The organism is Gammaproteobacteria bacterium (genome assembly GCA_019911805.1).
Classification (GTDB): Bacteria; Pseudomonadota; Gammaproteobacteria; order Thiohalobacterales; family Thiohalobacteraceae; genus JAHJQQ01.
This window is the reverse complement of record JAIOJV010000116.1, coordinates 42,916-61,623: the sequence shown is the minus strand read 5'-3', so window position 1 is coordinate 61,623 and position 18,708 is coordinate 42,916. Positions and strand designations below refer to the sequence as shown.

The following is an 18,708-nucleotide window of genomic DNA, read 5'->3' as shown; positions in this document are numbered from 1 at the left end:
ACGCCGTCCACACCGGTCGAGGCATTCTCCACGGGGCGCCAGGCCGAGGAACTCGTACCTCCACAGGAAGTGCAACCGGAGACCACGCACCAGACGCCGGCGCCGCCCCCCAGCGCCACACCCGTCACCGCACCGGGCGCTCCGGCCGCCGCGCGCATCCTTGCCGCCGGCACCACGCGCCACGCCGCCGGGCGGTGGCGTAACCGCTTTGGGCTGGCCGGGCTCGCCGGCGTGCTGTCACTGGCTATCGGCGGCTACTACTACTATGCCGCGCTCACCCAACCGCAGCCCTATATGAACCTGCCGATGGCAGCGACGCCGCTCGATACGGAGCCGTTACCCGCCGCTGAGGCATTGGATAGCACGCCGACCTTCCCCGAGGAGCCCGTCGCAGCGCCGACCGTGGCCCCCGAGATGGCGGAAGCCCCGGCGCCCGCACAAACACCCTGGCGCGAGGGTTCGCCACCGGCCGCTGCCGTCGACGCCTGGCAGCCGGCACCGGTCGACCCGCGGGTAGTGCGCGGTGAACGCTACGACGCCACCGCGGAGGTACCCGCCACAGCCGCGGCGCCGACGCCGGTCATCCGCATCCGCCGCGGCAGTAGCCCGGATCCGCTGAGTAACGCACTGGTGGAGGCTTACGCCGCGTTCCGTGCGGGAGACTGGACACGGGCTGAACAGGCCTATCGCGGGGTACTCGCCCGCGAGCCGGGCAATCGCGATGCGCATCTCGGCCTGGCCGCACTGGCGGTGCGCGCCGGCAGCCCCGATGCGGCCCGCGCACACTACCGCGAACTGCTGCGCCGTAATCCCAAGGATGCCGTCGCCTATGCCGCGCTGGTGGAGCTCGACGCCAACCGCAGCGCCGACAGCGAAAGTGAACTCAAACTGCGGCTCGCGGAGCTGCCGCAGTCCGCCGCGCTGCGGTTTGCGCTGGCGAATCTGTACGCAGGCCAGCAGCGTTGGCCACTAGCCCAGCAGGCCTACTTCGAGGCCCAGCAGCTGGCACCGGATGATCCTGATTACGCCTTCAATCTGGCCGTGAGCCTGGAACACCTCGGTCAGCAGCGGCTGGCGGTGGATTATTACCGTCGTGCGCTGCGGCTGGCCGAGGCGCGTGCCACACAGTTCGATCCTGACGCCGCCCGGCACCGCATCGCCCTGTTGACCGCCGCAACGCCGCCATGAATGCCGTCACTGCACCCGCCAAGCCGCCACGCCGCATCGGCGACATCCTCATCGAGCAGGGCATTCTCAGCCAGGATCAGCTGCGTATCGCCCTCACCGAACAAAAGAAGACCGGTGAGCAGCTCGGCCGCATCATCGTCTCACTGGGTTTCACCACCGAGGCGATCGTGCGTGATGCCTTGTCGGAGGCACTCGGCCAGGAGAGCGTCGACCTGCACAAGGTCGTGGTCGACCGCGACGCACTCAAACTCGTACCCAAGGAGGTCGCGCGCCGCTATCGCGTGCTGCCGATCGCCATCGACAGCGGCCGCCATCTGCTCACCGTGGCGATGGCCGATACCAGCAATGTGGTGGCACTCGATCAGCTGCGGGCCATCCTCGGTGGTCGCGTCGAGGTGCACCCGCTGCTGGCCGGCGAATCCGAGATTGAATCCGCCATCGACCAGTTCTACGGCTACGAACTGTCCGTCGACGGTATCCTGCACGAAATCGAGACCGGGCAGATCGACTATGCGAGTCTCAAGGGTGACAGCGAGGAGTACAGTCAGCCACTGGTGCGGCTGGTCGATGCCATGCTTTCGGATGCGGTGAAGACCGGCGCCTCCGATATCCATTTCGAACCCGAGCAGGGCTTTCTGCGTGTGCGCTACCGCATCGACGGTGTGCTGCGCCAGATCCGCAGCCTGCACAAGAACTACTGGTCCGCCATCGCCGTACGCCTGAAGGTGATGTCCGGCATGAACATCGCCGAGACCCGCACACCGCAGGACGGCCGCATCTCGCTGACCTTGTACGGTCGCCCCATTGATTTCCGTGTCTCGGTGCAGCCGACCACCTGGGGCGAGAACATCGTGCTGCGTATCCTCGACCGCAGCAAAGGCATCGTCGTGCTCGACGAGCTCGGCCTGCCCGAGGAATCGTTGTCGCTGCTCAAGCTCATGATGGCACGCCCGGAGGGCATCATCCTGGTCACCGGTCCGACCGGCAGTGGCAAGACCACCACGCTGTATTCCATGCTCAGCTACGTCAGCAGTGAATCGGTCAATATCATGACCCTGGAAGACCCGGTCGAATACCCGATGCCACTGATTCGTCAAAGCTCGGTGAACGAAGCGGCCAAGATGGATTTCGCCAGCGGCATCCGCTCCATGCTGCGCCAGGACCCGGACATCATCCTGGTGGGCGAGGTGCGCGACGAGGACACGGCCGACATGGCGCTGCGCGCGGCCATGACCGGTCACCAGGTGTATTCCACCCTGCACACGAATTCGGCCATCGGTGCCATCCCACGCCTGCTCGATCTCGGTATCGTGCCCGACGTACTGGCCGGCAACATCATCGGCATCATCGCCCAGCGACTGATCCGCAGACTCTGCATGCACTGCCGCGAGGCCATGCCGGCGAGCGACTTCGAGCGCAAGCTGCTGGGCCAGACCAGCAATGCGGAGATCACGCTGTATCACGCACGTGGTTGCGAGTGCTGCAACCACAGTGGCTACCGCGGACGGATCTCGGTGATGGAGCTGCTGAAGATGGATGCCGATCTCGATGAACTGGTGGCGCGGCGTGCGACCTGGCGTGAACTGTACAGCCTGGCGATCGCCAAGGGATTCAAGCCACTCAGTGAGGACGGCGTCCGCCGCGTGCTCGAAGGCGTCACCACACTCGACGAGGTCTCGCGGGTGATCGATCTGACCGACCGCCTGGGATGATCTGATGGCCGCATTCGAATACAAGGCGATCAACGACCACGGCAAGACCGTGTTCGGCCGTATCGAGGCCGCCAACGATTCGGATCTGGAAATCCGCCTGTCGCGCATGGGCCTGGAGATGATCCGCTGCCGACCGGCCAGCCGCAGCGAGTGGCGCCTGGGCCGCAACAAGGTCGGACGACAGGAACTGATCGCCTTCTGCTTTCATCTCGAACAACTCACACGTGCCGGCGTACCGATCCTCGAGGGCCTGGCGGATCTCCGCGACAGCGTCGTCAATCCGCGCTTCCGCGAGGTGATCGCTGGACTCATCGAGGACATCGAGGGCGGTAAGACCTTGTCAGAGGCGCTGGCGCGCTTTCCAGTGATATTCAGCAAGGTATTCCACAGCCTGGTGCGCGCCGGCGAGCAGAGCGGCATGCTGCCGGATGTACTGCGCAATCTCACCGAGTCGCTGAAGTGGCAGGATGAACTCGCCGCACACACCAGGAAGATCGTCATGTATCCGGCCTTCGTGGGCACGGTGGTGCTGGGCGTGCTGTTCTTCATGATGATCTACCTGGTACCGCAACTGACCAGCTTCATCGCCTCGGTCGGGCAGGTGCTACCGCTGCACACCCGCGCGCTGATCGTGGTCTCGAATTTCGTCATCGGCTACTGGTATCTGATCCTGCTGACGCCGCCCGCACTGTTTTTCGGGCTGCGCCATCTGGCAAAGGTGAACGCCCGGGTGCGGTACCGGCTGGATGGTATCAAGCTGCGTATCTGGCCGGTCGGCCCCATCTACGCCAAGATCCTGCTAGCACGCTTTGCCAGCAATTTCGCGCTCATGTTCGGCGCCGGCATCACCGTGCTCGAAGGCCTGCGCATCTCCGAGAACCTGGTCGACAACAAGATGATCGAAGAAGGGCTGCAGCGCGTACAGCGGCAGATCGGCGACGGCGTCGGGCTGACCAATGCCTTCGAGAACACCGGCCTGTTTCCACCGCTGGTGGTGCGCATGCTGCGCGTCGGTGAGAACACCGGCGCGCTGGACGCGGCACTTGCCAATGTCAGCTATTTCTACAATCGCGATGTACGCGAATCCATCGAGAAGGTGCAGGTCCTGATCGAGCCTGTACTCACCGTGATACTGGGTCTGTTGCTGGGTTGGGTGATGCTGTCGGTGCTGGGCCCGATCTACGACATCCTCGGGAAGATCACCTGACATGACGCGCCAGATCTTTCTCCTCACCAGCAACAGCCTGACGGCCTGGCGACAGGACGGTCGCACACTCACGCACATGGGTCGATTCGTTGCCCACGAGGCGGGCCTGGCACAGTTCGACAGCCATCTGCAGCGACTGGGATGCATGCCGGCGCTGGTACTCGTCGACATGGTCGAGGAGGACTTCCGCATCGACAGCGTCGCACATGCGCGCGGCAGCGACCGTACCGCGCTGTTGGCACGACATACGGAGCGGCTGTATCGCGGCACGGAGTACCGCCACGCCCAGGTGCTGGGTCGTGATCCGCACAGCCGGCACAAGGACGAAGTACTGTTCAGCGGTGTACTCAACCCGGAATTCGCCGACCTGTGGCTGGACGCCATGCGCCACCACAAGCTACCGGTGGCCGGGGTCTGTTCGCTGCCCCTGCTCAGTGGCGAACTGCTCGGGCGTCTGCGCGGCACGCGCAAGGATGTGCTGTTCGTGACCCACAACGCCGCCAGCGGCCTGCGCCAGTCCTTTTTTGTGAATGGGCGTCTGCGCTTCAGCCGCCTGACGCCGGTACCGGACAACAGCAGCGACGGGTATGCAGCGTTCGTACACGCCGAGATCGCCAAGACCAAGCGCTATCTGTCCAATCTCCATCTGCTCGGCCGTGACGTGGTGCTCGACGTGTGCATGCTCAGCGGCGGTCAGTGGCTGGACGACCTCGAACGGGTGCCCGACACCGCGGTGCTGACCCGATATGAGCTGATTCGCGTCGAGGACGCGGCACGCAGACTGGGCTACCGTGGCGCGGCGGACACGGCTCACTGCGATGAGCTGTTTGCGTTTCTTCTGGCACGCTCGCGCCCGCGCGATCACTATGCCAAGCCGAGCCAGCGCTTCCATCATCAGATGCATCGTGCCCGTCACGCGCTGGGCGTAATGGGGATCACGGCGGTGGTTGCCGGCGTACTCTGGTCCGGTACGCAGATCGTCGACGGCCTGCTGCATCGCCAGGAGACGGCGCGCATGCTGCAGCTGCTGGCAGAGGCAAACCAGCAGCGCACCGAATTGTACGCCCGTCTGCCACACACCGACGTCGCGCCCGAGGACATGCGCTGGGCCGTCGACAGCGCTGCCCGCCTGCAACGCGAACGGCACGATCCACATGCCCTGCTGGCGCGGGTCGGTCAGGCACTGCAGCTCCAGCCCGACTTGCAGATCGAACGGATCGACTGGTTCGTGAGTACCGATCTGCATGCAACCACGGCCGAACCCGGAGACGACGAGCGTGTGACCCACGCGTATGACGACGATGGCGACCCGGTCGACACCGATAAAGAGGCAGCCGACGGCAGCTACCAGATCGGCATACTCAATGGTCGCGTCATGCCTTTCGAGGGTGATTACGGCCGTGCGCACAGTCATATCGAAGCGCTGTTGACGCTGCTGCGCCGCAGTCCCGGCGTGCTCGTCGCCGAGGCCCTGGTGCTACCACTCAATACCGCCAGCAGCGGCCGCGTACTCGGTGGTGTCGGTGACATCGAGCGCACGCCCGAGGCACCGTTCCGCCTGCGGCTGGTCATGGGGGCTGCCGATGGCCGACCTTAAGGCAATGTACACCGAACTGCGTCAACCGCTGCTCAGCAGCGGCGCGCTGTGGCTCGGCCTGCTCATCCTGATGGTCGCGGCCGGTGCCTTCAGCTCACGCATGGAACAGGCACGCCAAACCTCCCAACAACAATTGCAGGCGAGCGTGCGTGACTATCGCGCTACACGCGAGGCCGGACAGATCCTGCAAACCGACGCGCAGTACTTCACACGCCTGCGCGAACAGGGCTTCGTCGGCCCGGAGCCACGACTGCGCTGGATCGAGGACCTGCGTGCCGCCGCCGCGCAGGCCGGCCTGGTTGCCATCCGCTATGAACTGGAGCCACGCCGTGCCGCCCCCACTGCAGTATCGGGGGCCACATCGGAGGGTACCTATACCCTGTACGTGAGCCCGATGAAGCTGGTCCTGGAACTGCGTCACGAGGGTGACCTGCCACGCTTTCTGGCGCGGCTCGAGGCCCGCCACGGAGGCCTGTTCGACCTTACCGCCTGCAGCCTGCGCCGTCCGCGTGACGGTGACATCAGCCTGGAGGAGGCCAATGTCAGCGCCGATTGTGCGCTGCGCTGGTACAGCCTGGACGCGGCGGAGACCGTCGCGTATGGGGAAGCGCAATGACCATCGGCACATCATGGCAGCCACGGCAGTGCGCGGCAGGCACAGAATCACGGGGTGGTTCTGTGGCGGCCGTTTACCGTCCTCCGGATGATGGGGGTGCCGGTACGACGCCTATGGCCTGCTCCGTGTGTTGCCGTGTGCTTCCGTGGCGCCTGCGGTTTTTGAAAATGAATCCACAACGCCACGCCGTCCTGCTGCTGTGTCTCGGTCTGGGCATCGGCAGTCTGGCGGTGGCCGATGATCTTGGCCGGTTGTTCACCACCCCCGCCGAGCGCGCCCGCATCGATGCCGTGCGCGCGGGCAGGGTACCGGTCGCCGACGCGGAGCTCCCGGCGCGGGCCGAGGCCAGCGACCAGCTGATGGTCAACGGCAGTGTCGTCGGCAGCGACGGCAAACGCCTGGTGTGGCTGAACGGGGTGCGCACCGGTCCCGATGATCCTGCGCAGCTGCAACAGGATGGCCGGGTCCGACTCGACTGGCACGATGGTGTACGGCTGCTCAAGCCCGGACAGGTCCTCGACCGGACCAGCGGTGAGATCTTCGAGGGCTATGCGCGGCCACAGGATCGCGGCCCGGATCGGGACCCGGATTCCGCCCCGACGTCGACCAACGCACCGACCGACGCACCGGCTCCGCCGCCCACCGACGCCGCCACCGGATCCGTCACCGCCCCGGGTAGCCCCGGGACCCCGGACGGACACGGCTGATCATGCTGCCGGCACAGGCACCCCGGTCTTGCCTGCGTCAGCAGAGCGGCGTGGTGGTTCTCATCATGCTGCTGATCCTGATCCTGGGCTCGGCCACGCTGCTGCTCACCAAACTCAACAAGAACGATTCGCGCCCGTCGCACAACGTGGCGGTGGCGCAAGACCTCGGCGCGGTGCGCGCAGCGCTGCTCGGCCATAGCCTGATCAACGGCAACTGCCTGCCCTGTCCCGACCTCAGCGGCGACGGACTGGCGCAGGCTAGCTGCGGCAGCGGCGCGCCGGTGGCCGGCTTTCTCCCCTGGGCGACGCTCAACCTTGGCGTGACGGATGTCTGGGGACGGCGTCTGCGCTACGTCGTCGACCCGGATTTTGCCGGCAGCGGCAGTTGCACCATCACCGCCGGCATGGCCGGTGACATCCGGGTCCAAGGGTACGACCAGCTCGGCAATCCCTATGATCTGACCAGCGACAGCCCGGCCGCAGTCATCTCGCACGGTGCCAATGGCTACGGCGCGACCCACGCGGATGGCGCCACCCTGCCCAATCCACCGCCCGGTCATGGGGACGAGGAAATCAACCGCACGGGTACCACCCTCTTGCTCCAGCGGGTGTCGACCGACGATCCCGCCATGGCCGGCGGCCCATTCGACGATCTGGTCGTCTGGGTTTCCTTGAACGCTTATAAGACCCAGCTGGAAAACATCAATGGAGACCCGCTGCCGCCATGAGACAGGTATCGCACCACGAACAACGTCGCGGCACGACAGACCGGCACAGGCGGTGGCGCGGATTATCGGCGCTGCCTGCCATTGCCAACGGCGACGACGGCTTCACCCTGGTCGAGATGGCCGTGGTGCTGGTCATCATCGGGCTGCTGCTCGGCGGTCTGCTGCTCCCGCTCGGTACCCAGTTGGAGAACGACCGGCGCAAGGAAACGCAGGCGGCGCTGGAGACGATCCGCGAGGCGCTGATCGGCTATGCGGTCGTCAATGGCAGCCTGCCCTGCCACGACACCAACGGGGACGGCCAGCCGGGCCCGGGTGCCTGCAACGGCGGCGCCAATCAGCGCAACGTCGGCGGCCTGCCGTATGGGCTGCTCGGTGTATCCGCAACAGACGCCTGGGGCCGGGCCTGGATCTATGCCGTCAACGGCGCCTACACGGGGACCTTCACATTGGGCACGCCGGCGAGCATCGGTGGCAATGGCAACCTCGAGGTCTGGGACGGCGCCGGCTGCGGCGGCACCCGCCAATTCGGTGCACAGCTGCCGGCCATCGTCGTCTCCGAAGGCAAGAACCGGTACGGCGGCACACTGGAACCGGAGAACCGCGACAACGACCGCTGCTTCACGGACGCCGGCTACGTGCAGAGCACCGCCGGCTTCGACGATCTGCTGACCTGGGTCCCGCCCGGTGTGCTGTTCAGCCGCATGGTCGCAGCCGGGACGCTGCCCTGAGCCGGTTGAATTCAGTCAACCTGAAAAACTCACTACAGCCACGGAAGCACACGGAAGACACGAAGATGAAACAGCGTCGCAAGGCGACGGCTCAGCACCTGGCAGGTGAGGAGGGCTGTTGGGTGAAGCAACTGATCTTGTCCATGTTTTCCCGTGGCAAATGCAGTTCTCAGGTTCAAAGATTTCTAAGGCGGTGCCGCTAACCCGCTACGCGGCGCGGCCACGGAAATACCACGCCCACCAACATGAGTCATTTCAGGGAAAGGGAGTACACAGCATGAACAAGCACCAATCCGGTTTCACCCTGGTGGAGATCGCCATCGTCCTGGTCATCATCGGCCTGCTGCTCGGCGGCGTGCTGAAGGGCCAGGAGATGATCGCGAACGCCAAATTCAAGAACCTGCAGAGCGACGTGCAATCCTATGCCGCGGCCATCTACAGCTTCCAGGATCGCTTCGGGGCCTTGCCAGGCGACATGACAACTGCCGCTGCCCGAACACAGGTGAACCCGGCGGCGCGCGGTGGTAATGGTAATGGGCGGGTCGACGGGAACACCTGTGCGACGGCGGCGGAGGAGTCCTGCCGGCTCTGGCAGCAGCTGCGCTATGCCAACCTGATCTCCGGCGACCCCACGCAGCAGGGTGCCAATGCCAACCCCAATCACGCCTACGGAGGTCGTGTGCAGGGCGCTTACAGTGGGACGCACGGCACACGGACCGGTATTTGGGTTGCATTGGAAAATGTTCCCGGCGATGTTGCCGCGCGCCTCGACCGTGAACTCGACGACGGCGTCGGCGGCACCGGCACCGTGTTCTGTGCTGGCGGCTGTGCTGGTGGAAACTACCCGGCGACCGGCGTCTTCGTGCAGTTGCGCGTAATGATCTGACCGACCACCCACCGCTTCGGCACGCATGACGGCCCGCCTCCGGCGGGCCGTCTGTTTTGTGCGCCACTGTGCGCAGCCAAGGCCACTGTGACCCGTACTTAAAAAGGAAGCGCCATCCCGCCCGGACACCGGCGAGCTCCTGAGAACCGCACGCCCGCCATCCATCGTCGGCTGGCCAAACGACCGCCCTACTCACCGCCGGGGCTGGCGTCCGATTCAGGTGCACAACCTCGTTGGACTGCGGGGCCCGTCAGGCCGATGCGTCCAGACCGAGCTCCTTGATCTTCCGCGTCAGCGTATTGCGCCCCCAGCCGAGCAGACGGGCGGCCGCGTGGCGACGACCGCCGGTATGCGCCAAGGCCACCTCGAGCAAAATGCGTTCGAACGTCGGGCTCGCGTGCGCCAGCAGCCCTTGCTCACCACGCGCAAGGGCCTGGCCCGCCCAGGTACGTAGCGCATCTTCCCAGGCTGCGTCGCCGATGGCGGCCACAGTGCCGGGCGCGCCGGCGATCCCGAGGAGTTCCGGTGGCAGATCCTGCAGGTGCACTTCGCGGCTGGCTGCCATCACCGTCAGCCAGCGACAGAGATTTTCGAGCTGGCGCACATTGCCCGGCCAAGGAAGCTGCGCCAGGGTCGCGGCGGCATCCGTCCGCAGGATTTTGGTTTCCACATTCAACTCCCGTGCGGCCCGCTCCAGAAAGAAGCGCAGCAGCAGCGGGATATCCTCGCGCCGCTCGCGCAGCGGCGGGATATGAATACGGATCACGTTGAGGCGGTGATAGAGGTCTTCGCGGAAGCGGCCCTCCTGCACCAGCTGCTCCAGATTCTGATGGGTCGCGGCGATGATGCGCACGTCGACCCGGACGGGTGTATGACCGCCGACGCGGTAGAACTCGCCGTCGGCGAGCACCCGCAGCAGGCGGGTCTGCAATTCGGCCGGCATGTCGCCGATCTCGTCGAGGAACAGGCTGCCGCCGTCGGCCTGCTCGAAACGGCCGCTGCGGCGGTTCTGTGCGCCGGTGAAGGCGCCGCGCTCGTGACCGAACAGTTCCGACTCCAGCAGGTCGCGCGGGATGGCCGCCATGTTCAGGGCGATGAAGGGCGCCTCCGTGCGCGGACTGTGGCGGTGCAGGGCACGTGCGACCAGTTCCTTACCGGTACCGGATTCGCCGTTGATGAGCACCGTGATGGTGGAGCGCGACAGGCGGCCGATGGCGCGGAACACCTCCTGCATGGCGGGCGCCTCACCGATGATCTCCGCCGGCGGAGTGAGCGCCTCGCGGTTGGCCTCCGCCTGTTGCCGGCGGCGCTGCTGCACGGCGCGCCGTACCAGGGCGACGGCGTCGTCGATATCGAAGGGTTTGGGCAGGTATTCGAACGCGCCGCCTGCGTAGGCCGCGACGGCACTGTCCAGGTCGGAATGCGCCGTCATGATGATGACCGGCAGATCCGGGTACTGCCCCTGGATCTCGCGGAGCAGTTCGAGGCCGTCGACGCCGGGCATGCGGATGTCGGTGAGCAGTGCGTCGGGGCGACCGCGCGCCAGGGCATCGAGCACACCGGTGGCGCCGGAGAAGCTGACGACCTCCATCCCGGCCTGCTGCAGCGCCTTCTCCAGCACCCAGCGTATGGACCGGTCATCGTCGATGACCCAGATCTTAGCGGCCTTCGTCATCCATGGGCTCCAGGGGCAGCAGGATGGTGAATTCGGTATGGCCCGGCCGGCTGGCGCACTCGATGATGCCGCCGTGCCGGTTGACCAGTGCCTGCGCGATCGACAGACCGAGGCCGACGCCTTCGGCATGGCCGGTCACCAGCGGATAGAACAGGGTTTCCTGCAATTCGGGTGGTACACCCGGTCCGTCGTCGATCACATCGACACGCGCCACCAGCTTGTGGCGGTGAGCGCCGATGGTGATCTGGCGCTGCGCCCGCGTGCGGATGAGGATCCGGCCGCTGCCGGCCAGTGCCTGCACGGCATTGCGGACGATGTTGAGCACCGCCTGGATCAGCTGTTCGCGGTCGGCCGGAAAGTCGGGGATGCTGGGGTCGTAATCGCGCGCCAGGTCCAGCCCGGGGTTGCCCTCGACGTCGACCAGCGTGCGCACGTGCTCGAGGACCTGGTGGATGTTGCAGCGACGGCGCTGCGGCACGTGGTTGGGGCCCAGCATACGATTGACCAGGGCGCGCAGGCGGTCGGCCTCGGCCATGATGATCCGGGTGTATTCCTTGAGCTCTTCCCGGTCGAGCTCGCGCTCCAGCAACTGCGCCGCACCGCGCAGGCCGCCGAGGGGGTTCTTGATCTCGTGGGCGAGGCCGCGCACCAGCTGGCGCGCCGCCTGATGCTGCTCCAGCAGACTTTCTTCCCGGGCGATACGCAGGTGACGATCGATCTGCACCAGCTCGACCAGCGCCTGTGAACCACCCTGCGGGTCGACCAGCGGGGTCACCGTACAGTCAACAATGATGTCCTGGCCAGACGGTGTATGCAGGTGCAGCTCGCGCTCGGTGCAGGTTCGTTCGCCCTGCAGGGTCTGCTCGATCCTCCGGGCGAGTTCGTCGGCGCCCGGGACGACCTCGCCCAGCCGCCGACCGGCGGCCTGACGCGCGCTCACGGCGAGCAACATCTCCGCCGCCGGGTTGAGGTACTCCAGCCGCAGTGCCCCGCCGAACACCAGCACCGCCGTACTGAGACCCTCGAGGATGCGGTGTCCCTGGTGGCGCGGACTCTGGGGGCGAGCGTTCATACCGGGTCCATAGCAAGAAGCAAACCAACGGCCGGGGTGCCGGCCGGCCTGGGCATCGTGCTCGTCGCGAAGTCACTCAAAACAGGATGTTATGCGTGAACATAAAAATCGACTCAACCGTAAAAACATACGAAACTCGCTGAAATCCAATAGTTTGCTCAAGCGGCTACGGGGCCGCTGGCGGATGATGAGCGCCGGTATACCGCCTAGCCATGGTCCGTCCTTTACGTGTAGCTCCGTGGACGGATCTGACAACAAGCGGGGGCCGTGCGCGTCCGCGTACGACGGCCACGCACCATTATAGTGCACGACGGTGCGGCCGTTGCCGGACGAACGCGCAACTCAGGGTGCGGCGGAAGAGGGCGGGGAGAGGATGGAATGACGGAGCAGATGCACCGTGATGGACGGGCTGCGGGTCAGGACCGTGCCGCGGCTATCGACGATCTCGCCTTGCAGGCTGTGGCTGCCGCGATCGACATTCTCCAGCGTCAGGGTCGCGGACTTGCCCTCGGACACGGCCTTGCCGTCGAGGAGCACCACCAAGCGGTGGCCTGCACGGGTCTTGAGCGGGGGCTCGACGGCGAAGCTCAGGGTAATGGCGCCGCTGTTCTCGCGCAGCGTCGCGTCGTCGGTCGGCGCCAGCAGTTCGAAGCGTTCGTAGGCGGCCGGCGCCTGCGGCTCGACGGGCCGCGGGGTGATCGGTGCGACCTCGGGCGCGGAATAAGTCTGCGGGGGCGCGACATGCACCTCTTCGGCCCCGTCTTTCGGCGTATCACTGAAATGTACCGTACCGTCGGCGTCCATCCATTTGTAGATCGCGGCCGACGCCAGCAGGGGAAGACCGGACAACAGCAGGAAGACGAGTGATTTGCGCATACCGTCAACATAAATCCGGACGTACGCGGATGCAATACCAATCCGGGCGAAAGGGGCAGGCCGCAGGGCCGGAGAAAACGCCCCCGGCCCCGCGCCCTGGCATCACAGGCTGTAATACATGTCGAACTCGATCGGATGGGTGGTCATGCGGATACGCGTAACCTCGTGCATCTTCAAGGCGATATAGCTGTCGATCACGTCATCCGTGAACACGCCACCGGCCTTGAGGAACGCACGGTCGGCGTCCAGGGCATCCAGCGCCTGATCCAGAGCATGACAGACCTGCGGGATCTTCTTTTCCTCTTCCGGCGGCAGGTCGTAGAGGTCCTTGTCCATGGCGTCGCCGGGGTGGAGCTTGTTCTGGATACCGTCCAGACCGGCCATCATCATGGCCGTGAAGGCCAGGTATGGGTTGGCGGTCGAATCCGGGAAACGCACCTCGACACGCCGCCCCTTCGGATTGGACACGAACGGGATGCGGATCGATGCAGAGCGGTTGCGGGCGGAATAGGCCAGCATCACCGGCGCCTCGAAACCGGGGACCAGGCGCTTGTAGGAGTTGGTCGACGGGTTGGTGAAGGCGTTCAAGGCGCGGGCGTGCTTGATGATGCCGCCGATGTAATACAGCGCCAATTCGGACAGGCCGCCGTACTTGTTGCCGGCGAACAGGTTCTTGCCGGCCTTGGCGAGCGACAGATGCACGTGCATCCCGCTGCCATTGTCGCCGACCAGGGGTTTGGGCATGAAGGTCGCGGTCTTGCCGTAGGCATGGGCGACATTCTGGATCACGTATTTCAGGATCTGTACCTCATCGGCCTTCTTCACCAGGGTGCCGAACGTCACGCCGATCTCGCACTGGCCCGCGGTCGCGACCTCATGGTGATGCACCTCGACGCCCACCCCCATCTCTTCCAGGGCCAGGCACATGGCACCGCGCAGGTCGTGCAGCGAATCGACCGGCGGGACCGGAAAATACCCCCCCTTGACGGTCGGGCGGTGACCCATGTTGCCGTCTTCGTAGACGCGCTCGGTGTTCCACGAGGCCTCGCTGGAATCGACCTTGCAGAACGATCCGCTGATGCTCGAACCCCAGCGCACGTCGTCGAAGATGAAGAATTCGTTCTCCGGACCGAAGTAGGCGACATCGGCAATACCGGTCGATTTCAGATAGGCCTCGGCGCGCCGCGCGAGCGAACGCGGATCGCGCTCGTAACCCTTCATGGTATTGGGTTCGAGGATGTCGCAGCGAATAATCAGGGTGGACTCATCGGAGAACGGGTCCATGACACCGGTGGCGGGGTCCGGCATGAGCACCATGTCGGATTCGTTGATCCCTTTCCAGCCGGCGATACTGGAGCCATCGAACATCTTGCCGTCCTTGAAGAAGCCGGCGTCCACGGTGCCCGACGGCACGGTCACGTGCTGCTCTTTGCCCTTGGTATCGGTGAAGCGCAGGTCAACGAACTTGGCGCCATTGTCCTTGATGAGTTTCTGTACCTTGGCTGCGGTCATGGGGTTTTTCTCCAACGCGGTAATGATTCAATCGCTGTATGTACGGTGTGTTTTTCGGGACGCCCGGGGCAGTGCAAACAGCCGGCCCAACGTTGCGTGGGTGAAGGCAGGAAGCATGCCACGGAAATAAATGATTATAATTCAGTGACTTGTCAAAGATGCCTCACAGTCGTGCGCGGCTGACGCACCAAAATAGTGCGCGGTGGCCAACAATTGCATCGGGTTGGTGCGGTCACTGGAAGAGCAACTTCACCGCACCGATCTCGGCCAGCGACCCGGTGGCACGCCGGAACGCCTCCGTCAGGGCTCGCGCCGCCGCACGGTCGGCGACACATTCTAAGGGCAGGGTGATGTCGACGTGAATCCGGCCATCGAGATAATGCAGGGTGACGTCCTCGATGGCGGCCGCCTCGGGGAGCGCCTGCCAACACCCGCGCAGCCGCTGGAGGATCTCGTCGCGCAGGGGCAGATGATCGCTGGGCGAGCTGGTCTCGTCGTCCTCCGGATCGATATGCACCGTGACGTCGGCGACCCCCTCGATATGCGCGATCAGCGCTTCGCGCGCCTTCTCGCCGATGCGGTGCCCCTCGGACACGCTCAGCGTCGGGGCCACCTGGATATGCACGTCGACCAGCGCGTCGCCACCGCTCTTGCGCGTCCGCAGGGTGTGCGCCCGGCGCACGCCGTTGACCTGCAGGATCTCATTGTGGATCTGCTCGACGACCTCGGCATCCAGCGCCGTGTCGATCAGCTCGCGCAGGCTCTGCCAGATCAGCGTCCAGCTGATCTTGATGATCATCAGCGCCACGCCGACCGCGGCCAGGGCATCGAGATAGGGCACACCCAGCAACGTACCGGCCACGCCGATCAGCACGATGACCGAGGAGATGGCGTCACTGCGGTGATCCCAGGCATTGCCGCGCAACATGTTGGAGCGCAGTTTACGTGCGGCCTTGATGGTATAGCGGTACAGCAACTCCTTGACGAGGATCGACACCGCCGCGACCGCGAGGGCCGCGACGGTGGGGTGCAGCAGTCGCGCCGGCTCGAGCAGGCGCTGGGCGGCATCGTAGGCGATACCGATGGCGAACGCGCCGAGGATCGCCCCCTGGACGATGCCGAAGACGGTCTCGATGCGCCCGTGTCCGTAAGGGTGGTCTTCGTCGGCGTCGCGGCTCGCATGCTTGGCGGCGAACAGCAGCAGGAAGTCGCTGGCCAGATCGGAGAGTGAATGCAGACCGTCGGCGATCAACGCCTGTGAATGGGCGAGATAGCCAAACGCCAGTTTAAGGGTCGCCAGCGCGGCATTGATCCAGGCACCCACGATGGTGACGCGGCGGATCTCCCGGTAACGCTGGTGGCCCGCCCCGTCGTTGTGGGTGGACCCGACCCGGGCTTCCGCGGCCACGCCTCAGGACTCCCCGGCCGCGACTTCAACGGTGATGGTGATGTCCCGTCCCTGCTGCACGATGTCGCCTACACCATGGCCGTGGATGCGGCACCAGGTCGGGATGTCGTGCAGGGCACCGGGATCGGTGCAGTGTACGCGCAGGCGATCCCCGGGCTGGAGTTGGCGGATGGCATCCTGGGTACGGATGACCGGCAGCGGGCACAACAGATTGCGAGCGTCGAGTTCGTGCTCGCTCATACGTACCAGGCCTGCGGCACGTCGGCGGGTGACAGCGGCGTGACCGCGACGATGCGGCTGTCGCCCTGCAGATCGGTGATACGTACCCGCACCTGCTCGGCATCGCGGCCCTTGCCGTAGCGACACACCAGCCGCGCGGCGAGCTCCAGATCGGCGGCGTCCGCCTGGCCGTCGACCAGCGCCAGCGGGCCTTCGAAGTCCACGGTGTGCAGGTGTACGAACTGCTTGCGATAGCCTTCGAGGAAATGATTTTCGCCCTCTTCACGCCCGATGATGAGTTTGAAGTTGGGGCGTGGCCGCAGATGACGGCCGACCTTCAGCAGCATGATGTCGTCCAGCTCGTAGCGGCGTTCGCCGCGGGCGGCCCACAGATCGGTGAGCTTCACTGCATACTGCTCGTCGGTGAGAAAGCAGCAACCCCCGGCCGGCTGTGCATACTCGGTGAAGCCGAACTGCGCGGCCAGCGCCATCTGCGGCTTGCGCGAGCGGCCGCTGAACCCGTACAGCTGCCCACGGTCGATCCAGCCCTCGCGCTCCGGCAGCGTCGGCGGCAGATTCTGTGCGCACAGCGGCCGCAGCAGACGATCCTCGGCGCCGGACTCGCGCGCCACCACGGGCATGGTGTCCTTGCGCTGCGACATGGGGCGCTGGCCGATCACCTCGCCGGTGATGATGAAATCGAAGCCGTGTGCATCGATCCATTCGAGCGCCTTGCCCACCATGAAGATCTTGCAGTCCAGGCAGGGATTGAGGTGGGCACCGTAGCCGTGCCTGGGATTGAGCACGACATCCTTGTACTCCTCGATGACATCGACGATGTGCAGCTTGATACCCAGCTGCTCGGCGACCCACAGGGCATTGTTGCGCTTGGGTTTGGCGGCGTCCTGACGGCGGATGGCATGGGTATGCCCCTCGACACAGAAGCCGGTGAAGAAATTGATACCCTCGACGTGGATGCCCTGCTCCAGCATCACCTTGGCCGCGAGCATGGAATCGAGGCCGCCGGAGATCAGCGCCACTGCCTTGCGTTTGTCGGTCATGCCGCTCACCTGGGAAAAACAGGGCCCTAGTGTAGCCCAAAGCGGCCGTCGAGGGCAGGCGCCGCCGCTCCAGGTGCTCGACCAGAAGCGGCTGATCTAGTGGGGTTTTTCGGGATCGATCGGAGTGTTCACCGGGGTTGCGTCGGTGACCCTGCGGAGCCCGCGCAGGGCGCCCGGACTACCCGTGTCGGCCCACAGTTCGAGGCTCTGCAACGGCGCCAGCGGCGGCGGTCCGTCCAGTGGCCGCATTGCCTGCAGCACATCCATCAGCGCCACGAAGCCCTCGCAGAGCTGCTGATAGACCTCCGCGCCGGCGTGGCGCAGGCGCTCGGCCAGCGTCCCATAGGCACCGCGGCCGAGGTCGACGTAATAGGACACCCGCACCAGGCGGCGCTCGGCATGTCGCGGATACAGGCCCGAGTACAACAGACACTGGTCGCCGACGTCGCGCAGCTGGGCCTCCTGGAGCTGGCCGCTTTCGCTGAGCCCGTGCAGATACTCGATGGCCATGGCGCGACCGGCGATGTCGGGACGGGCGATGAAGCGCATGAGCAGGAAGACGAGGTAGCTCTCCAGGGTCTCGTCGAGCTGCAGGTTCGCGGCCGACTCGGCCTCACTGACCAGGGCGTGCCACTGGGCGGTGGATGTGGGCTCCAGGATCAACTGACGCATACAAACCTCCTGTGGATGCAGGCTTAGCGGCCTTGCGCCGCGGCCGCTTGATGTCCGGTCGTGCAACCGGACCGGCAGGCGATTCCACTGCACATTCTTGCATGCACATTCCACACCACCACCGCCGGTGCCCCAACCGCCGGTGCGCGACGCACCAGCATCACCTGCCCGGTTGTCAGACCCGGGGCCACGGCCTAACATCCATCGGGGCTTGCATTTCCGACCTGTCCGTTACATGAGAACGGCGAGCGGAGGGGCCGCAATGAGACCCGAAAATACTAAAACTATGGAGGAGTGAGTCATGAAAAAAGTTTCGTGGGGTGTCGCCGTGGCGGCACTGTTGCTGTCCTCGGCTGCACCGGCAGCGGATCGCTTCATCGGCGTGGGCATCGGCTCGACGGACATAGACGATTCCACCACCATCGCGGGCACCCGCGTGGCCATGGACGATACCGCCCTCGGCTGGAAGGTCTACGGCGGCATGATGCTGACCAGGAACTTCGGCTTCGAGGCCGGCTGGGTCGATCTGGGCGACATGAACCACGGCGGCGTCGACCTGGAGACCGAGGGCTTTATGGTCGCCGGCATCGCGGCCCTGCCGGTAGGTAACAGCCTCAACCTCTATGCCAAGGCCGGCGTGTTCTTCTGGGATCAGGACATCAACACCGTCAGCTACGACGGCGAGGATCTGATGTACGGCATCGGCGCGCGCGTCCGCTTCATGGATCAGTTTCACGCACGCATCGAGTATGAGGTCTTCGATACCAGGATCGAGAGCAGCCTGATTTCGGTGGGTGTGGGCCTGCAGTTCTGACCCTCTGTGGTTCCGGTCCGGGAGACAGAT

General features: G+C 65.3%; 18 protein-coding genes. 10 read left to right on the top strand and 8 right to left on the bottom strand.

The window, feature by feature from the left end; translation table 11 throughout:
• The 9 genes from K8I04_14825 to K8I04_14785 all read left to right on the top strand — a co-directional run.
• Positions 1-1,188, top strand: a 1,188-nt coding sequence (locus K8I04_14825) for a tetratricopeptide repeat protein (GenBank protein MBZ0072988.1), incomplete at its 5' end; no start/stop codon positions are given.
• On the top strand, positions 1,185-2,900 hold the full coding sequence (tadA, locus tag K8I04_14820) for a Flp pilus assembly complex ATPase component TadA (protein MBZ0072987.1): 1,716 nt from the start codon (positions 1,185-1,187) through the stop codon (positions 2,898-2,900). The genes K8I04_14825 and tadA, both read left to right, overlap by 4 nt.
• A 4-nt stretch (positions 2,901-2,904) precedes the next feature.
• Positions 2,905-4,107, top strand: a complete 1,203-nt coding sequence (locus K8I04_14815) for a type II secretion system F family protein (GenBank protein ID MBZ0072986.1) — start codon at positions 2,905-2,907, stop codon at positions 4,105-4,107.
• 1 nt (position 4,108) lies between these two features.
• The gene (locus K8I04_14810; protein MBZ0072985.1) at positions 4,109-5,704 is read left to right on the top strand and encodes a hypothetical protein; all 1,596 of its coding nucleotides are present in this window, start codon (positions 4,109-4,111) and stop codon (positions 5,702-5,704) included.
• Positions 5,691-6,320, top strand: a complete 630-nt coding sequence (locus K8I04_14805; protein ID MBZ0072984.1) for a hypothetical protein — start codon at positions 5,691-5,693, stop codon at positions 6,318-6,320. Before K8I04_14810 ends, K8I04_14805 begins: the two co-directional genes overlap by 14 nt.
• A gap of 167 nt (positions 6,321-6,487) precedes the next feature.
• Positions 6,488-7,027 (top strand): hypothetical protein, encoded by a 540-nt coding sequence (locus K8I04_14800; GenBank protein MBZ0072983.1) that lies wholly within the window; start codon positions 6,488-6,490, stop codon positions 7,025-7,027.
• A 2-nt stretch (positions 7,028-7,029) separates the two neighbouring features.
• On the top strand, positions 7,030-7,755 hold the full coding sequence (locus tag K8I04_14795) for a hypothetical protein (GenBank protein ID MBZ0072982.1): 726 nt from the start codon (positions 7,030-7,032) through the stop codon (positions 7,753-7,755).
• Positions 7,752-8,483, top strand: a complete 732-nt coding sequence (locus K8I04_14790; protein MBZ0072981.1) for a prepilin-type N-terminal cleavage/methylation domain-containing protein — start codon at positions 7,752-7,754, stop codon at positions 8,481-8,483. The genes K8I04_14795 and K8I04_14790 overlap by 4 nt, the downstream gene beginning before the upstream one ends.
• 277 nt (positions 8,484-8,760) lie before the next feature.
• Positions 8,761-9,369 carry a prepilin-type N-terminal cleavage/methylation domain-containing protein gene (locus K8I04_14785; protein ID MBZ0072980.1) on the top strand — a complete coding sequence of 203 codons (609 nt, stop codon included), beginning with the start codon at positions 8,761-8,763 and terminating at the stop codon, positions 9,367-9,369.
• A 250-nt stretch (positions 9,370-9,619) separates the two neighbouring features.
• Here the strand turns inward: K8I04_14785 and glnG are convergent, their stop codons facing one another.
• From glnG to K8I04_14745, 8 genes are all read right to left on the bottom strand, one after another.
• Positions 9,620-11,044: a nitrogen regulation protein NR(I) gene (gene glnG / locus K8I04_14780; protein ID MBZ0072979.1), complete on the bottom strand. Its 1,425-nt coding sequence runs from the start codon at positions 11,042-11,044 to the stop codon at positions 9,620-9,622.
• Positions 11,028-12,116: a nitrogen regulation protein NR(II) gene (gene glnL, locus K8I04_14775; GenBank protein ID MBZ0072978.1), complete on the bottom strand. Its 1,089-nt coding sequence runs from the start codon at positions 12,114-12,116 to the stop codon at positions 11,028-11,030. The genes glnG and glnL overlap by 17 nt, the downstream gene beginning before the upstream one ends.
• Before the next feature lie 342 nt (positions 12,117-12,458).
• Positions 12,459-12,992: a DUF4124 domain-containing protein gene (locus K8I04_14770; GenBank protein ID MBZ0072977.1), complete on the bottom strand. Its 534-nt coding sequence runs from the start codon at positions 12,990-12,992 to the stop codon at positions 12,459-12,461.
• Positions 12,993-13,094: 102 nt separating this feature from the next.
• Positions 13,095-14,504: a glutamate--ammonia ligase gene (gene glnA / locus K8I04_14765; protein MBZ0072976.1), complete on the bottom strand. Its 1,410-nt coding sequence runs from the start codon at positions 14,502-14,504 to the stop codon at positions 13,095-13,097.
• 232 nt (positions 14,505-14,736) lie between these two features.
• On the bottom strand, positions 14,737-15,912 hold the full coding sequence (locus K8I04_14760; protein ID MBZ0072975.1) for a cation diffusion facilitator family transporter: 1,176 nt from the start codon (positions 15,910-15,912) through the stop codon (positions 14,737-14,739).
• 3 nt (positions 15,913-15,915) lie between these two features.
• Positions 15,916-16,152 (bottom strand): sulfurtransferase TusA family protein, encoded by a 237-nt coding sequence (locus K8I04_14755; protein MBZ0072974.1) that lies wholly within the window; start codon positions 16,150-16,152, stop codon positions 15,916-15,918.
• Positions 16,149-17,192, bottom strand: coding sequence for a tRNA (5-methylaminomethyl-2-thiouridylate)-methyltransferase (locus K8I04_14750; GenBank protein ID MBZ0072973.1), 1,044 nt, complete (start codon positions 17,190-17,192; stop codon positions 16,149-16,151). Before K8I04_14750 ends, K8I04_14755 begins: the two co-directional genes overlap by 4 nt.
• A gap of 96 nt (positions 17,193-17,288) precedes the next feature.
• Positions 17,289-17,864 carry a hypothetical protein gene (locus tag K8I04_14745; protein MBZ0072972.1) on the bottom strand — a complete coding sequence of 192 codons (576 nt, stop codon included), beginning with the start codon at positions 17,862-17,864 and terminating at the stop codon, positions 17,289-17,291.
• A gap of 301 nt (positions 17,865-18,165) precedes the next feature.
• Between K8I04_14745 and K8I04_14740 the strand changes: the two genes are divergently transcribed.
• Positions 18,166-18,678: a porin family protein gene (locus K8I04_14740; protein MBZ0072971.1), complete on the top strand. Its 513-nt coding sequence runs from the start codon at positions 18,166-18,168 to the stop codon at positions 18,676-18,678.
• Positions 18,679-18,708 lie beyond the last annotated feature (30 nt).

Bases quoted from the DNA above. Each gene is read 5' to 3' on its own strand.
- tadA (MBZ0072987.1), top strand. From the start codon at position 1,185: ATGAATGCCGTCACTGCACCCGCCAAGCCGCCACGCCGCATCGGCGAC.
- K8I04_14815 (MBZ0072986.1), top strand. From the start codon at position 2,905: ATGGCCGCATTCGAATACAAGGCGATCAACGACCACGGCAAGACCGTG.
- K8I04_14810 (MBZ0072985.1), top strand. From the start codon at position 4,109: ATGACGCGCCAGATCTTTCTCCTCACCAGCAACAGCCTGACGGCCTGG.
- K8I04_14805 (MBZ0072984.1), top strand. From the start codon at position 5,691: ATGGCCGACCTTAAGGCAATGTACACCGAACTGCGTCAACCGCTGCTC.
- K8I04_14800 (MBZ0072983.1), top strand. From the start codon at position 6,488: ATGAATCCACAACGCCACGCCGTCCTGCTGCTGTGTCTCGGTCTGGGC.
- K8I04_14795 (MBZ0072982.1), top strand. From the start codon at position 7,030: ATGCTGCCGGCACAGGCACCCCGGTCTTGCCTGCGTCAGCAGAGCGGC.
- K8I04_14790 (MBZ0072981.1), top strand. From the start codon at position 7,752: ATGAGACAGGTATCGCACCACGAACAACGTCGCGGCACGACAGACCGG.
- K8I04_14785 (MBZ0072980.1), top strand. From the start codon at position 8,761: ATGAACAAGCACCAATCCGGTTTCACCCTGGTGGAGATCGCCATCGTC.
- glnG (MBZ0072979.1), bottom strand. From the start codon at position 11,044: ATGACGAAGGCCGCTAAGATCTGGGTCATCGACGATGACCGGTCCATA.
- glnL (MBZ0072978.1), bottom strand. From the start codon at position 12,116: ATGAACGCTCGCCCCCAGAGTCCGCGCCACCAGGGACACCGCATCCTC.
- K8I04_14770 (MBZ0072977.1), bottom strand. From the start codon at position 12,992: ATGCGCAAATCACTCGTCTTCCTGCTGTTGTCCGGTCTTCCCCTGCTG.
- glnA (MBZ0072976.1), bottom strand. From the start codon at position 14,504: ATGACCGCAGCCAAGGTACAGAAACTCATCAAGGACAATGGCGCCAAG.
- K8I04_14755 (MBZ0072974.1), bottom strand. From the start codon at position 16,152: ATGAGCGAGCACGAACTCGACGCTCGCAATCTGTTGTGCCCGCTGCCG.
- K8I04_14750 (MBZ0072973.1), bottom strand. From the start codon at position 17,192: ATGACCGACAAACGCAAGGCAGTGGCGCTGATCTCCGGCGGCCTCGAT.
- K8I04_14745 (MBZ0072972.1), bottom strand. From the start codon at position 17,864: ATGCGTCAGTTGATCCTGGAGCCCACATCCACCGCCCAGTGGCACGCC.
- K8I04_14740 (MBZ0072971.1), top strand. From the start codon at position 18,166: ATGAAAAAAGTTTCGTGGGGTGTCGCCGTGGCGGCACTGTTGCTGTCC.